The 14,758-nt window shown below is 68.0% G+C and carries 16 protein-coding genes; 2 read left to right on the forward strand and 14 right to left on the reverse strand.

All coding sequences use genetic code 11. The annotated features are described in order from the left end of the window. Window positions 1-4 precede the first annotated feature (4 nt). Both hslO and ACZYRS_RS22695 read right to left on the reverse strand, forming a co-directional pair. A complete protein-coding gene (gene hslO / locus ACZYRS_RS22690; protein ID WP_463421067.1) occupies window positions 5-1,003 on the reverse strand; it encodes an Hsp33 family molecular chaperone HslO in 999 nt (332 codons plus the stop codon). Window positions 1,004-1,041: 38 nt separating this feature from the next. Then, window positions 1,042-1,566, reverse strand: a complete 525-nt coding sequence (locus ACZYRS_RS22695; RefSeq protein WP_463421068.1) for a gamma carbonic anhydrase family protein — start codon at window positions 1,564-1,566, stop codon at window positions 1,042-1,044. 37 nt (window positions 1,567-1,603) lie between these two features. Between ACZYRS_RS22695 and ACZYRS_RS22700 the strand changes: the two genes are divergently transcribed. Continuing rightward, window positions 1,604-2,422: a ferritin-like domain-containing protein gene (locus ACZYRS_RS22700; protein WP_463421069.1), complete on the forward strand. Its 819-nt coding sequence runs from the start codon at window positions 1,604-1,606 to the stop codon at window positions 2,420-2,422. Beyond that, window positions 2,419-3,108, forward strand: coding sequence for a pentapeptide repeat-containing protein (locus ACZYRS_RS22705; RefSeq protein ID WP_463421070.1), 690 nt, complete (start codon window positions 2,419-2,421; stop codon window positions 3,106-3,108). Before ACZYRS_RS22700 ends, ACZYRS_RS22705 begins: the two co-directional genes overlap by 4 nt. Before the next feature lie 25 nt (window positions 3,109-3,133). Here the strand turns inward: ACZYRS_RS22705 and ACZYRS_RS22710 are convergent, their stop codons facing one another. The 12 genes from ACZYRS_RS22710 to phnD form a co-directional block, all read right to left on the reverse strand. Continuing rightward, window positions 3,134-3,613, reverse strand: a complete 480-nt coding sequence (locus ACZYRS_RS22710) for a MaoC family dehydratase (RefSeq protein ID WP_463421071.1) — start codon at window positions 3,611-3,613, stop codon at window positions 3,134-3,136. Window positions 3,614-3,667: 54 nt separating this feature from the next. Continuing rightward, on the reverse strand, window positions 3,668-4,801 hold the full coding sequence (locus ACZYRS_RS22715; RefSeq protein ID WP_463421072.1) for a thiolase family protein: 1,134 nt from the start codon (window positions 4,799-4,801) through the stop codon (window positions 3,668-3,670). 95 nt (window positions 4,802-4,896) lie between these two features. Further along, window positions 4,897-5,490 (reverse strand): TetR/AcrR family transcriptional regulator, encoded by a 594-nt coding sequence (locus ACZYRS_RS22720; RefSeq protein WP_463421073.1) that lies wholly within the window; start codon window positions 5,488-5,490, stop codon window positions 4,897-4,899. Window positions 5,491-5,541: 51 nt separating this feature from the next. Next, entirely contained in the window at window positions 5,542-6,537 is a 996-nt protein-coding gene (locus tag ACZYRS_RS22725) for a Bug family tripartite tricarboxylate transporter substrate binding protein (protein WP_463421074.1), read from the reverse strand. A gap of 21 nt (window positions 6,538-6,558) precedes the next feature. Continuing rightward, window positions 6,559-7,527: a Bug family tripartite tricarboxylate transporter substrate binding protein gene (locus tag ACZYRS_RS22730; RefSeq protein WP_463421075.1), complete on the reverse strand. Its 969-nt coding sequence runs from the start codon at window positions 7,525-7,527 to the stop codon at window positions 6,559-6,561. Window positions 7,528-7,549: 22 nt separating this feature from the next. Next, the gene (locus tag ACZYRS_RS22735) at window positions 7,550-8,296 is read right to left on the reverse strand and encodes a DUF72 domain-containing protein (RefSeq protein WP_463421076.1); all 747 of its coding nucleotides are present in this window, start codon (window positions 8,294-8,296) and stop codon (window positions 7,550-7,552) included. A gap of 27 nt (window positions 8,297-8,323) precedes the next feature. Further along, window positions 8,324-9,784, reverse strand: a complete 1,461-nt coding sequence (phnY, locus tag ACZYRS_RS22740; protein ID WP_463421077.1) for a phosphonoacetaldehyde dehydrogenase — start codon at window positions 9,782-9,784, stop codon at window positions 8,324-8,326. Next, on the reverse strand, window positions 9,781-10,884 hold the full coding sequence (gene psrA / locus ACZYRS_RS22745) for an iron-containing alcohol dehydrogenase PsrA (RefSeq protein ID WP_463421078.1): 1,104 nt from the start codon (window positions 10,882-10,884) through the stop codon (window positions 9,781-9,783). Before psrA ends, phnY begins: the two co-directional genes overlap by 4 nt. A 10-nt stretch (window positions 10,885-10,894) precedes the next feature. Further along, window positions 10,895-12,163, reverse strand: a complete 1,269-nt coding sequence (gene phnA, locus ACZYRS_RS22750; protein ID WP_463421079.1) for a phosphonoacetate hydrolase — start codon at window positions 12,161-12,163, stop codon at window positions 10,895-10,897. Beyond that, window positions 12,160-12,981, reverse strand: coding sequence for a phosphonate ABC transporter, permease protein PhnE (gene phnE / locus ACZYRS_RS22755; protein ID WP_198789460.1), 822 nt, complete (start codon window positions 12,979-12,981; stop codon window positions 12,160-12,162). The genes phnA and phnE overlap by 4 nt, the downstream gene beginning before the upstream one ends. Continuing rightward, window positions 12,978-13,811 (reverse strand): phosphonate ABC transporter ATP-binding protein, encoded by an 834-nt coding sequence (phnC, locus tag ACZYRS_RS22760; protein ID WP_463421080.1) that lies wholly within the window; start codon window positions 13,809-13,811, stop codon window positions 12,978-12,980. The genes phnE and phnC overlap by 4 nt, the downstream gene beginning before the upstream one ends. After that, window positions 13,808-14,671, reverse strand: a complete 864-nt coding sequence (gene phnD, locus ACZYRS_RS22765) for a phosphonate ABC transporter substrate-binding protein (protein WP_463422523.1) — start codon at window positions 14,669-14,671, stop codon at window positions 13,808-13,810. The genes phnC and phnD overlap by 4 nt, the downstream gene beginning before the upstream one ends. Window positions 14,672-14,758: the final 87 nt, after the last annotated feature.

The raw sequence follows: 14,758 nt of genomic DNA on the forward strand, positions 1-14,758 counted from the left end.
CGCCTTACTGGACGATCGGGCTGCCCGGAATCTGGTCCGTCGGCGGCCTGAAGATCTGCGCCGCATCGATCGCGTCGAAGCGGTACTGCTTGCCGCAGAAGTCGCAGCCCACCTCGATGTCGCCGCGCTCGGCGAGGATCTCTTCGGCCTCTTCGACGCCCAATCCGCGGATCATCTGCGCCACGCGCTCGCGGCCGCAGGTGCACGCGAAATGCGGGCCGAGCAAGCCCGCCTGCGGCTCGAAGCGCAGCAGCTTTTCTTCCCAGAAGAGGCGCCGAAGAATGGTCTCGATGTCCAGCGTGAGCAGCTCGTCGCGCGTGAGGCTCGAGGCCAGGATCGAGATGCGGTTGTAGTCCTCGTTGCGGCCGATCTGGTCTTCGTTGGCCTGGTCGCGATCCTTGTCGGATGTGCCTTCGAGGTTGCCCTCGCCCTTCACCGGCAGGCGCTGGATCAGCAGGCCCGCCGCCACCTTGTCGTCGGCCGCGAGCACCAGCGTGGTGTCGAGTTGCTCGCTCTGCAGCATGTAGTGCTGCAGCACGTCGCTCAACTTGCCCAGCTTCTCGCCGTCGTCGCCGAAGAGCGGCACGACGCCCTGGTACGGCGTGGCGCCCGGGAGCTTGTCCTTCGGGTCGAGCGTGATCGCGCAGCGGCCCTTGTTGCTCACGTTGACCATGTCGGGCAGGCGCGCATCGGCCGGCAGGTCGCCGATCACCTTGGCGGTGGCACGCAGGCTCAGGTCGGGCTTGGCCTCGGCCACGGCCACCTTCACGGGGCCGTCGCCGAAGATCTGCAGGATCAGCGCGCCGTTGAACTTGATGTTGGCCTGCATCAGCGTGGCCGCAGCGGTCATCTCGCCGAGCAGCTCGGCAACGGGCGGCGGGTAGGCGCCGGTGGCGGTGTTGGAGGCGCGCCGCGCGAGGATCTCCTGCCACGCATCTGTCAGGCGCACGATCATGCCGCGCACCGGCAGGCCATCGAACAGGAATTTGTGCAGCTCGCTCAAAACGGATTCTTCTTTCGCTGTGTTGGGCCTGCGCGGGGTCAGGCGATTTTCTTCAGGCCCTTCGCGTAGCGAACGGCATTTTCGACGTAGTGGTCGGAACCATGACGCAGGCGCGCAGCGTCTTCGTCGCTGATCGTGCGCATCACCTTGGCGGGCGAGCCGAAGATGAGGGAGTTGTCGGGAAACTCCTTGCCCTCGGTCACCACGCTGCCGGCACCAACGATCGAATTGCGGCCGATCTTCGCGTTATTCAAGACCACCGCCTGGATGCCGATGAGCGAGTTGTCGCCGATGGTGCAGCCGTGCAGCATGACCTGGTGGCCGATGGTGACGTTTTCGCCCACGGTGAGCGGGCTGCCGGGGTCCGAATGGAGCATCGACATGTCCTGCACGTTGCTGTTGCGGCCGATGGTCATCGTCTCGTTGTCGCCGCGCAGCACGGCGCCGAACCAGATGCTCGCGTTCTCGCCCAGCTTCACGTTGCCGATCACCTCGGCGCTGTCGGCCACCCAGGCGCCGGGGGCGAGTTGCGGCGCAATGCCGTCGAGTTCGTAGAGGGCCATCGCAGGAGTCTCCGGGGCAAAAACTAGAATTGTAGGGATGCACCCCCGATTGAGCGCGCTGGCCGCGCTGCGACTGACCGATCCTGAACAAAAGGTGGCGGCAACGCACGCCACCGCGGCGCTGGCCGCTACCGATTCCATAGCAACCGACCCGATCCGCACCGAAGGCGACGACCAGGGCGTGCCCGGCCGGCCCGAGCGGCCGGTGCGCGTCTCGGCCACCGCGGTGCAAAAGCGCTCGCCTTTCACGCCTGAGGGGCGCGCCTCGCTGATCCATTCGATCTGCCACATCGAGTTCAACGCGATCAACCTCGCGCTCGATGCGGTCTGGCGCTACGACGGCATGCCCGAGGCCTACTACCGCGACTGGCTGCGCGTGGCCGACGAGGAGGCGCTGCACTTCACGCTGCTGCACGCGCACCTGCAGGACATGGGCTGGCACTACGGCGATTTCCCCGGCCACAATGGCCTCTGGAACATGTGCGAGAAAACGAAAGACGACGTGCTCGCCCGCATGGCGCTGGTGCCCCGCACGCTGGAGGCGCGCGGCCTGGACGCCACGCCGCTGATCCAGGCCAAGCTCAGGCGCGTCAACACGCCCGATGCGCTGCGCGCGGTGGAAATCCTGGACATCATCCTGCGCGACGAGGTGGGCCACGTCGCCATCGGCAACCACTGGTACCGCTGGCTTTGCGAGCGCGCGGGGCTCGACGCCAAAGCGAACTACCCGGCGCTCGTGGCGCGCTACGACGCGCCGCGCATCCGGCCGCCCTTCAACATCGAGGCCCGCCAACGCGCCGGCTTCACCGCCGAAGAACTGCGCATGCTGGCGGCCGGCTCCGACACACCGACATGACCCCCACCGCCTTCGTGATTTCCGACCAGACCTGGTCCCGCGCCGACCTGCTCGCCTGCCTGCAAGAGCGCGACGCTCCCGTGCATTTCGAGCGCTGCAATTTCGACGAAGCGGACCTCTCCCGGCTCGACCTGCGCGGCGCGCAGTTCACGCTGTGCCAGTTCGCCGAAGCCTCGTTCGAACGGGCGCTGCTGTCGGACACCCGCTGGGCCGGATGCCGGGCACGCCAAGCCGACTTCGGCCTCGCCGACCTCACGAATGCGCGCTTCCAGGACTGCGACCTCAACAACACCCAGTGGACGCGCGCCAAGCTGGCCTCCGCACACTTCGCGGGCGTGAAGCTCACGGGCGCGCACTTCGCCGAAGTCTCGGCGCTGGGCATCGTCTTCAAGGACTCGCTGCTGGTCGATGCGCACCTGCGCAGCCTGTCGTTCCGGAAGCAAACGCTCGCGCAGCTGGACTTTTCCGAAGCCGACCTCTCGGGCTGCGATTTCCGCGAGGCCGTGTTCGAAGGCGGGAGCCTGCACAACGCGCACCTGAAGCTCGCGCGCTTCGAGGGCGCGGACCTGCGCGATGCCGACCTGGGCGGCCTGCGCCTGGCGAACGCCGCGCAGTTCAAGGGCGCGACCATCTCGCACCGGCAGGCCGCGTCGCTGGTCGAGGAGCTGGGCCTGCGCGTGGTCTGAGGTTCAGGCCCCGGGACCCTGGCGATCAGCCCGGCACGGACCGGCTGTGCACCACCAGCTTCGGCGTGAAGTACTGGACCACCTCGCCACGCTGGTTGCGCGTCTGGCAGCGCATGGTCACCATCGCGCGGCCGGGCTTGGAGCGCGAGGGCGTGATGTCGAGCACCTCGCTCACCACATGCAGCACGTCGCCGGGGCGCGTGGGCTTGGGCCACTGCAGCTCGCCGCCCGAGCCGATGATGCCGTCGGCCAACGGCACGCCGCTTTCCACCAGCAGCTTCATCGTGAGGGCGGCCGTGTGCCAGCCGCTCGCCGCGAGGCCGCCGAAGAAGGTGTTCTTCGCGGCCTCTTCGTCGGTGTGAAATGGCTGCGGATCGAACTGCAGCGCGAAGGCCTTGATCTGCGCCACGTCCAGCGTGTGCTCGCCGCTCTGGAAGCGGTCGCCGACCGACAGGTCTTCGAGGTACAGCGCGCGCCTGGCGCCGGTGTCAGTGGGTGCGGTCATGGGGTCTCCTTGTGGTGGGTTCGCGCATGAGCGCATTCTCGAACTTTGCTTGGGTCAGACGCGCTCCAGGATGGTCGCGATGCCCTGCCCGCCGCCGATGCACTGCGTGGCCAGTGCGTAGCGGCCCTTCTCGCGCACCAGCAGCGACGCCGCCTTGCCCGTGATGCGCGCGCCGGTCGCGCCCAGCGGATGGCCGATCGAAAGACCGCCGCCGTCCAGGTTGATCTTCGCCGGGTCGAGCCCCAGGTCGCGGATGCACGCGAGCGCCTGCGACGAGAAGGCTTCGTTGATCTCGATCACGTCGAGGTCCGCCGCGGTCAGCCCGGCACGTGCCAGCGCCTTGCGCGTCGCGGGAATCGGCCCGATGCCCATGATGGCCGGGTCCACGCCCACGGTCGCGAACGACTTGATGCGCGCGAGCATCTGCAGGCCGTGCTTCGCAGCGAAAGCGTCGCTGGTCACGAGCACCACGGCCGCGCCATCGGTGAGCGGCGACGAGGTGCCGGCCGTCACCACGCCATCGGGGCGGAACGCGGGCTTGAGGTTGGCCAGCGCTTCGGCCGAGGTGCTCGGGCGGATGCAGCCGTCCGCATCGACGATGTCGCCCGAGGCCAGGCGCACCGGCACGATCTCGCCCGCCAGGCGCCCTTCCGCGCGCGCAGCCGCGGCCTTGCGGTGCGAATCGACCGCAAACGCCTCCTGGTCGGCGCGGCTCACGTTCCAGCGCTGCGCGACGTTCTCGGCCGTCTCGCCCATCGAGATATAGGCATCCGTGTTCGCCAGCAGCTCGGGGCTGGGCGAGAAGTTGAAGCCGCCCTGCGGCACCATCGTCATCGACTCCACGCCCACGCAGAGGAACGCATCGCCCATGCCCGCCTCGATCTGCGCCGCGGCGATGTGCACCGCCTGCATCGACGAGCCGCAGAAGCGGTTCACCGTCATGCCGCCCACCTCGTGCGGCAGGCCTGCCAGCAGGCCGACGATGCGCGCGACGTTGTTGCCCTGCGAGGCCTCGGGGTAGGCACAGCCGAGGATGATGTCTTCGAGCAGCGCGGGGTCCAGGTCGGTGCGCTGCAGCAGGCCTTTCACCACGCCGGCGGCCAGCGTGTCGGGGCGCACTTCGGCGAGCGCGCCCTTCTTGGCGAAGTGGAACGGTGAGCGGGCGTAGGCGGAAATGACGGCTTTCATGAGATGCTCCTTGAGGCAAAACCTACCATCCAATCGGTAGGCTATCGGGTCGAAAAATAAGCACGCCGATGCGTGCCTGCGATGCCGCCCGGCCGTCAGCCGGGCAATGAACTCCTGAGTTGCGCGATGGCTTCGTCGAAGTCTTCCACGCGCCCCGTCATGCGCGAGGCGAGCAGTGCACCCTGGCACACCGAGAACACGTAGCTGGCCTGCGAGGCAACCGATGCGCCCTTCTTGCGCGCGCCCACAGGCGACAGCGCGCCCAGCACGCCGGTGAGCCACAGCACCTGCGTGTGGCGCAGCTCCTGCACGGCCTGGCGCAACTCGTCGTTGATGCAATCCCAGCCCGGCGCCAGCGAGCCCGCGGGGCACATGCCCGAGCCGGCCCTCAGCGTGTTGCGGTACATGCGGAAATACGAGTCGAGCGCGTCCTTGGGCTTGCGCTCGCGGGCCGCATCCCAGTCCTTGAAATACTGGGTGGCCCGCCGGATCACCGCGATGCCCAGCGCTTCCTTGGTCGGAAAGTGGTGGTACAGGCTCGCCTTGCGGATGCCGACCGCGTCGGCCACATCCTGGAAGCTGAAGCCCAGGTACGAGCGCGTTTCGATCAGGCCGCGCGCCACCCCGAGGATCTGGTCCCGGGTGCTGCCGGCAGCGAGTGCGGCAGGGGTGGCGGTGGCGTTGGTCATCTACCTACTATAAGGTAGGGAAAATCGAACCGCAAGCCGAAGGGTCAATCATCAATCGGCCTTGATGTTCGCGGCCTTCACGATGCGCCCGTTGCTCTCGAACTCCGAGGCGATCTCCTTGGCGAAGGCCGCGGACGTGCCGCCCGTGGGCACGTTGTCGGTGGCCGTGAGCTTGGCGCGCAGCTCGGGGCTGGCCAGGGCCTTGTTGATCTCGGCGTTGTATTTCGCGACCAGCGCGGGCGGCGTGGCGGCCGGCGCGAACACGCCGAACAGCGAGTTGATGTTTGCCGCGTTGTAGCCCAGCTCGCCCAGCGTGGGCACCTGCGGCAGGCTCTCCAGCCGCGCCGGCGCGCCCACCGCGAGCGGACGCAACTTGCCCGACTGGATGTGCGAGGTGAGCGTCGGGCTCGCGTTGGTCGAGAGGATCTCGAACTGCCCGCCCAGCGCATCGTTGAGCTGCTGGCCGCCGCCCTTGTAGGGCACGTGCGTGATGTCCACGCCCGTCGCCGCCCTCACCTGCTCCAGCACGATGTGCCCGAGCGACGCCGGCCCCGAGGTGGCCCAGCGCACCGCACCGGGCTGCGCCTTGGCATCGGCCAGCAGCGCGCGGAAATCCTTCGCCTTGCTCGCCGGCGTGGCGATCAGCAGCACCGGCGAATACATCACGCTCGCGACCGGCGCGATGTCCTTCAGCGGATCGAACGGCAGCTTGCCCAGGTGCGGGCTCAGCACCAGCGGGCTGATGGCCGAGAAGCCCAGCGTCGCGCCGTCGGGCGCGGCCTTGGCCACGGCATCCATGCCGATGGCGCCGCTCGCGCCGGCGCGGTTGTCGACGACCACCGTCGCGCCCAGCTGCGCGGCGAGCCGGTCGCCGAGCGCGCGCGCGACGACGTCGCTCACGCCGCCGGCGGGGTACGCCACGATGAGGCGGATGGTCTTGGGAACGGGCTGTGCCTGCGCGCCGGCAGCGGCGCAGAGCGCAGCCGCGGCCGCAGCAGCAGCAGCGATGTGCCACGACGGCTTGAACTTGAAATGCATGTCTGTCATGAGAAAGGAATCGGTCGAGGATCAGTCCAGTTGCAGCTTGCGCTCGCGAATGAGCCTGGACCACTTCTCATTGTCGGCCTTCACGAAGGCCGCGAACTCGGCCGGCCCGAGCGGATGCACCTCGGCGCCCGCGGTCGCGAACTTGGCCTTGATGTCGGGCTGCGCGAGCGCGCGGGCCAGCTCGTTCGAGAGCCGGTCGACCACCTCCTTGGGCATGTTGGCCGGCCCCACCAGCCCCTGGAAACCGACCGATTCCATGCCCGCGAGGCCCAGCTCCTTCACCGTCGGCACGTCGGGCAGTTGCGGATCGCGCACCGGCCCGGTCACCGCCAGCGCCTTGAGCTTGCCGCCCTTGACCTGCGGCAGCAGCACGCTGCCCGCGTCGATGAGGATCTGCGTCTGCCCGCCCAGCAGGTCCTGCACCGCGGGCGCGCTGCCCTTGTAGGGCACATGGGTCATGTCCAGCCCCGTCACCTGGTTCATCAGTTCGCCGTTCAGGTGCGTGGAGGTGCCGTTGCCGCCCGAGGCGAAATTGACCTTGCCCGGCTGCCCCTTGGCCCAGGCGACGAACTCCTTGAGGTTCCTGGCCGGATGGTCGGGCCGCGTCACCGCGATGTAGCTGCCCTGGCTGATCTGCCCGATGTAGGTGAACTGCTTGATGGGGTCGTACGGCGGCTTGCTCTGCAGGTACGGCGCGATCGCGAAAGGCCCCGTGTTGGCCAGCAGCAGCGTGTAGCCGTCGGCCGGCTGGCGCGTGAGCTCGGTGGCCGCGATCATGCCGCTCGCGCCGGGCTTGTAGTCGACCACCAGTTGCTGCTTGAGCGCCTCCTGCAGCGGCACCTGCACCGTGCGCGCCGCGAAGTCGATGCCGCCGCCGGGCGGATAGCCGACGATCAGGCGGATCGGCTTGGCAGTGGGAAAGCCTTGCGCCGCGGCGAATCCCGCGGCGGTCGCCAGCGCAATGCCGGCACAGAGTCGGTGGAAGTTCATGGTGTTTGTCTCCTCGAATGAATCAGCGATTCTGAAGCAGCCGCGCCAGGGTCATCGCGTTGCCGACCGCCTCGCCGCCCGCCGTGTTGTCCAGGATGCACCAGCACGCGGCGCCCTCCTCGCGCGCCAGGTGCAGGCGCGATGCGAGCCGTGCGAGCAGCGCGTCGTCGTAGGCCGACCAGTAGCGGCGCGGCGACCCGTGCAATCGCAGATAGACGAGACCGGGCCACCCGCCGGGCGCCGCCGCTTCATCGAACAGCACCGGATCGGCCAGCACGCGCCCGACCTGGAAGCGCGACAGCAGCGATTCGGCCGCAGGCAAGAACCAGCTGCGATGCCTTGGTTCCAGTGCCACAGGACCGGCGTGCCTCTTGCGCACATCGGCGAGAAAACGCCGGACCACGGGCGCGTCGAAGGCAAGGCTCGGCGGCAATTGCACGACCAGGCACCCGAGCCTGTCGCCCAGCCCCGCCACCTGCGCAAGAAATTCATCGAAAGCCGGCATCGCAGCGACGAGCCGCAGTTCGTGCGTGACGGTCTTCGGCAGCTTGACCGCGAAGCGGAAGCCCTCGGGCGTGCTCGCGGCCCATCGCTCATAGGTCTCGCGCCGGTGCGGCCGGTAGAACGAGGTATCGATCTCGACCGCATCGAAGCGCTGCGCATAGCGCGCGAGGTGAGAGCCTTCGGCCGGAAACGCAGGCCACAAGGCACGCGGCAGGCTCCAGCCCGCGCACCCGATGCGCGGCATTGCGGGAATGATCGGCGTCATTCCCGCATCGTAAGCACTGCGTCGGGCTCAGCCCCAGGGCATCGTGAAGGTCTTGCCGTTGGTGAACGACTTGATGGCCTCCTGCACCCCTTCCTTGTAGCCCAGCCCCGAGTCCTTGATGCCGCCGAAGGGCGTGAGCTCGATGCGGTAGCCGGGCACCTCCCACACGTTGACCGTGCCCACCTTCAGCTCGTTGGCGAAGCGCGTGGCGTAGTCCATGCGATCGGTGCAGATGCCCGACGAGAGGCCGTAGGCCGTGCCGTTCGAGATGGCGATCGCCTCGTCGATGCTGCCGAAGCGGATGATCGGCGAGACGGGGCCGAAGGTCTCCTCGCGCACCACCGTCATCTCGGGGCGCACGTTGTCCAGCACGGTCGGCGAATAGAGCGCGCCTTCGCGCCGGTTGCCTGCGAGCAGGCGCGCGCCCTGCGCCACGGCCTCGTCCACCAGCAGTTCGAAGCGGCGCGCGGCGGCCTCGTCGATCACCGTGCCCATGTCGTTGTTCGCATCGGCCGGATCGCCGTGCTTCCAGCGCTTCGTCTTCTCGACCACGCGCTCGGTGAATTCGCTCGCCACGTCCTTGTGCACCAGCATGCGCTTGACCGCCGTGCAGCGCTGGCCCGAATTCTTGTACGAGCCCTGCACCGCGAGGTCGGAGGCGCGGTCCAGGTCGGCGTCTTCCATCACGATCAGCGGATCGTTGCCGCCCAGCTCCAGCACGATGCGCCGGTAGCCCGCCTTCGCGGCGATGTACTTGCCGATGGCCACGCCGCCGGTGAAGGTGACCAGGTCCACCTGCGCGTTCGTGATGAGCTCGTCGGCGATCTCGCGCGGGTCGCCCGTCAGCACCTGGAACATCTCGGGCGGCAGCCCCGCTTCGTAGAGGATGTCGGCCAGGTAGAAGGCCGAGAGCGGCACCTTCTCCGAGGGCTTGAGCACCATGCGGTTGTTGGTCGCGATGCTGGGCACCACCTTGTGCGCGACCTGGTTCATCGGGTGGTTGAACGGCGTGATTGCGGTGATCACGCCCAGCAGCGGCTCGCGCAGCGTGATGACCTTGCGCTTCTTGCCGTGCGCCGTGAGGTCGCACGAGAACACCTGCCCGTCGTCGCGCAGCGCCTCGGTCGCGCCGAAGGTCAGCACGTCGGCGACGCGGCCGATTTCATACAGCGCGTCTTTCTTGCACAGGCCCGATTCCATCGTGATGATCGCGGCGCCCTCCTCGGCGCGTGCGCGCAAGAGCGCGCAGGCCCGCTGCAGGATGCTCGCGCGCTCGTAGCGCGAGAGCGTCGAGTGGTACGCATGGCCGATGCGAAAGGCCTCGCGCACATCCTGAACCGAGGCGAGCGGCACCGTGCCCACGCGCTCGTTGCTGTACGGGTTGAACACGTCGAGCGTGCGCTCGCGCCGCACGCGCTCGCCGCCGATGCGAAGGGCTTCGGCGCGAAAGCCGGTGCTGTCGCGGTGGGGTGTCGAAACGTTCGTCATGCCTGGTTCTCCGCGAGGTCGTTGCCGATGAAGTTCTTGCCGCGCGCGCCGCCCTGCGCGTGCCGCAGCATCTCGCGGGCTTCGTCGTCGCCCACGCCGTAGTCGGCGAAGCGCGTCTTCACGCCCAGCGATTCGATGAAGGCCGCCAGTTGCTGCGGAGCCTCCGCGAGCGGCATGCCGAGCGCTTCGCGCAGCACCGCGTCGCGGTCGGCGCGCCGGCCGATGGCGCGCTCCAGCACCATCGGCAGCAGGAACGAACAGGCGATGCCGTGCGGCAGGCCGTAGCGCAACGTCATCTCATACGAGATGGAATGCGCGAGCGCCGTCTTGGTGTTGGAGAACGCCATGCCGGCCTTCAGCGCCGCAAGCGCCATGCGGCCCCGCAGCTCGACGTTGTCGAGCTGGCCCATCAACTGCGGCAGCACTTCGAGCGTGTCGCGCACGGCCGAGACGGCGAAGGTGTCCGAGAGCGGATTCGCATTGACGTTCCAGATCGCCTCCAGCGCATGCGAGAGCGCATCGAGCCCGCTCTGCAGCGTGACGGCCGCGGGCAGCGAGAGCATCAGCTCAGGGTCGACCACCGCGTAGCGCGGCCAGGTCTCGGGCAGGTGCAGCGAATACTTCTTCTGGCGCTCGCGGTCCCACACCGTGGCCCAGGGCGTGACCTCGCTGCCGGTGCCCGCGGTGGTGGGCACGGCGATCAGCATCTTGCTGCGCGTGGGCACGAAGGGCCGCTCGCCGGCAAGGCCCGCCACGAGGTCGGCAAAGCTCGCCGCATCGTTCGCCACCATGAGCGCCTTCGCGGTGTCGATGGCGCTGCCGCCGCCGACCGCGATGAGCACTTCCACATCCGCGTGCTCCTTCCAGAACCATTCGTAGAGGCCGGCCAGTTCGGCCACGTCGGGGTTGGGCCGCGTCTGGTCGATGGTGCAGGCCAGCGCGCCCTGCAGCACCGACTCCAGCCGGCCCAGCAGGCCGATGGCGCGGGCCTCCGGAAAGGTCACCAGACCAGCGCGGCGGCCGTCGAGCAGTTTCGGCAGGGACGACAGGGCCCCTGCCCCGTACACGCTCTGTACGGGGTTGTGATAGTTGGCGCTCATGGGTTTCTCGTCAGGTGGCGGCGGGTGCCGCAGGGACAGCGTGGTTCAGCGCCAGGTCGAAGATGTCGAAGTTGCGCAATCGCCGCTTCGGATCGACGCCCTGCAGCCGCCGGTTGAACAAGAGCGGCACCTTCTGCTCGGAGAGCCCGCCGTGCGAACGCAGCGGCACCGTGAGGCCGCTCAGGTCGTGCTCGGAGGCGCGCGTGCCGATCACGGCCAGGTGGTCGGACACCACCACGAGATCGCCGATGCGGTCGGGCGGCAGCTCGAAGCGCTTGGCCGCTTCTTCGCGCGTGAGCACCTCTTCGATGCCGTCGGTTTCCCGCAGCGCTTCGACCAGCGCGGGCACATCCACACCCGGCTGCAGGTACACGGTCGCGAACGAACCGAGCGCGCCGTGATGCACCACGTAAGGATCGGTGATCGGCAGGATCACCCGGCCGCGCTCCGCGCCCAGGCGCGCATCGAGCACTTCCTGCAGGAACACGATGCGCGGGTTGCCGGCCGCATCGGTCTTGGGGCTCATGCCGTGGTCGGCGGTGAGCGCGATGGTCGCGCCCAGCGCGTCGAGCTGCGCGAGGTAGCCGTCCATCATTGCGTAGAAGTCGTTGGCGCCGGCCGTGCCGGGCGCGCACTTGTGCTGCACGTAGTCGGTGGTCGAGAGGTACATCAGGTCGGGCCGCTGCGTCTCCATCAACTTGACGCCCGCGGCGAACACGAATTCGCTCAGATCCGCGCTGTAGACCGAGGGCACAGGCTTGCCGACCAGCGCCAGCACATCGTCGATGCCGCCGTTGGCGCGCGTCGCCTGGTCGGCCTTCTCGGCCGAGAAGCAGATGCCTTCCATGCGGTGGCCCAGCAGCGTGCGCAGCTTGTCCTTGGCAGTGACCACCGCGACCTTCGCGCCCGCCTTGGAGAACACCGCCAGCAGCGTCTCGGCGCGCAGGTAGGCGGGGTCGTTCATCATCACTTCCTTGCCTTGCGCGGTGTCCAGGAAGTAGTTGCCGCAGATGCCGTGCACCGAGGGCGGCGCGCCGGTCACGATCGAGAGGTTGTTCGGGTTCGTGAAGCTGGGCACCACGCAATCGCCCACCAGCGAGGTGCCCGAACTGCCCGCGGCCAGCATCTTCTTCATGAAGGGCGCGACACCGGCCTGGATCGCCTGCGTGATGTAGTCGGGCTCGCAGCCATCGACGCACACCACGACGACGGGCTGCGTGGGCGACCTGTAGGTGCGGCCGTTCACCGCGATGCCCGGGAGGGTCGGCTTGTCTGTCATTGATGCGCTCCTTGTTGAATCCATGCGCGCAACTTGGTCGACAGGTAGTCGGCCGTCATCACCATGACGACGATCACCAGGATGCAGGTCGCGGTGTCCTGGTACTGGAAGAGCTTCATGCTCCCCACCAGCTCGAAACCGATGCCGCCCGCCCCCACCATGCCCAGCACCGTGGCCTGGCGCAGGTTGGTCTCGAAGCGGTAGACGATGACGCCGATCCACGCGGTCACGACCTGCGGGATCACGCCGAAGATGATGGTCTGTATGGGCCCCGCGCCGGTGGCGCGCAATGCCTCGAGCGGGCCCTGGTCGATCTCCTCGATCGATTCGGCGAAGAACTTGCCGAGCATGCCCGCGCCGTGCAGCGCCAGGGCCAGCACGCCGGGGAATGGCCCCAGGCCCACGGCCGCCACGAAGATCAGCGCGAGGATGATCTCGTTGATGCCGCGCGTGATGTTCAGCACCTGCCGCATCGCATGGAACACCGCGAGGTTCGGCGAGATGTTGCGCGCCGCGAAGAAGCACAGCGGCACCGCGAGAATCACCGACAGCAGCGTGCCCCAGAGCGCGATCTGCACCGTCTCGATGGCGGGCTTCACGAGCCGCTGCATGAACTCCCAGTTGGGCGGCAGCATGCGGCCGAGGAAATCGGCGATCCATGGCATGCCCTTGACCAGTTCGCTGAAGCTGACCTGGCTGCCGATGGCGGCCCACCACATCACCGACAGCAGCGCCAGCGCGGCAAGCGCGTACTTCCACCAGCCCGGATTGCCGCCGCTCTTGGCGACCAGCAGGTTGTAGCGTCCGATGGCGATCATGATTGCTCCATGGCGAGTTGCTGGACGGGACGCACCGTGGCCGAGGGGACGGCGGCTTGCGATGCGACGGGTGCGGGCGCTTCGATCGGGCCGTCTTCCAGGCCGCCCGGGTAGATGCGTTGCAGCACCTCTTCGGTCAGCTCGTCGGGCCGGCCTTCGAACACCACGCGGCCGGCCGCGACGCCGATCACGCGCTGCGCGAATTCGCGCGCGTAGTCCACCTGGTGCAGGTTGCAGATGACGGTGATGCCCGCTTCGCTGCTGGCCTGCTTCAGGTAGTTGAGCACCTTGCGCGAGGTCTTCGGATCGAGGCTCGCGACGGGCTCGTCGGCCAGGATCACCTTGGGCTGCTGCGCGAGCGCACGGGCGATGCCCACGCGCTGCTTCTGGCCACCCGAGAGCGTGTCGGTGCGCAGGTCCGCCTTGTGGTCCAGCTCCACGCGGCGCAGGCACTCGCGGGCAATGGCGATGTCCTTGGCGGGAAAGACCTGGAACCACGAGGCGATCGCCGGCATCGAGCCCAGGCGCCCCGTCAGCACGTTCTTGAGCACCGACAGACGCGGCACCACGTTGTAGTGCTGGAAGATCATCGCCACGTCGCGGCGCACCTTGCGAAGGCCGCTGCGGTCGCCGCGCGAACGCTCGCCGTCCACATGGATCTCGCCCTCGCTCGGCTCGGCCAGGTGGTTGATGCAGCGAAGCAAGGTCGATTTGCCCGCACCCGATGCGCCCAGGATGACGACGAACTCGCCCTTGGCGACCGTGAGGTCCACGCGGTGCAGTGCGGTGAAGTCGCCGTAGCGCTTGCACAGGCCTCTGATTTCGATCATTTCATCTTCCTCAGGTCCAGGTTCAGCACCTTGGCCGTGTCGCGGATGATGTTGTAGGCCGCGTCGTTGGTCGGGTGGAAACCGTTGAGCTCGCCCTGGTCGGACCAGGGAATGTCCTTCACCTGCAGGAAGGCCGCCTGCACGCGCGTCTTCAGGTCCGCGGAGAGGTCCTTGCGCCACACGGTGGGCGACTCGGGAATCGGGTCCGACTTCCACACCTCGACCAGGTCTTCGCGCTTGACGAGCCCCTTGGCCACGGCGGCATCCAGGATGCGGTCGGCGACGGCCGCGGCGTCCACCTTCTTGTTCTGCACCGCGATCGCGCTGGAGTCGTGCGAGCCCGAGAAGATCACGCGGCCGAAGTCCTTGTCGGTGTTGAAGCCCAGCTTCATGAGCCCGGCCTTGGGGAACAGGTGGCCCGAGGTCGAGCTCGGATCGACGAACGCGAAGGTCTTGCCCTTCAGGTCGGCCACCGTCTTGATGCCGGTGTCCTTGTGCGTGACGATCTGGCTGTAATAGAAGGTGCGCCCGGCCTTCTTGGTCTCGGCGACCGCGAAGGCCTCGATGTCGGCCACCGTCGCGCCCAGCACGTACGAGAACGGTCCGAGGTAGGCCACGTCCAGCCGCTTGGAACGCAGCGCCTCGATCACGCCGTTGTAGTCGGCCGCCACGAAGGGCTTGACCGCGAATCCGAGGGCCTTGGACAGCATGTCCATCATGGCCTGGCTGTTGGCGATCATGGCGCGCGAATCCTCGGAAGGAATCAGCCCGACAGTGAGAACCTGCTGTGCCCGTGCCATCGGCACGAAGGCGGACGCTGTGACGGCGGCAGTGCCGAGCAGCAACTTTCTGCGCTTCATCATGGTTGTCTCCAGTGGTCTGTGTTGCATGAATTCTTCGGTGCCGCCCAGGGTCGCGGCGGCTGGAAGATTCGGGACGTCCGGCGT

This window comes from Variovorax sp. AC194 (genome assembly GCF_979257995.1).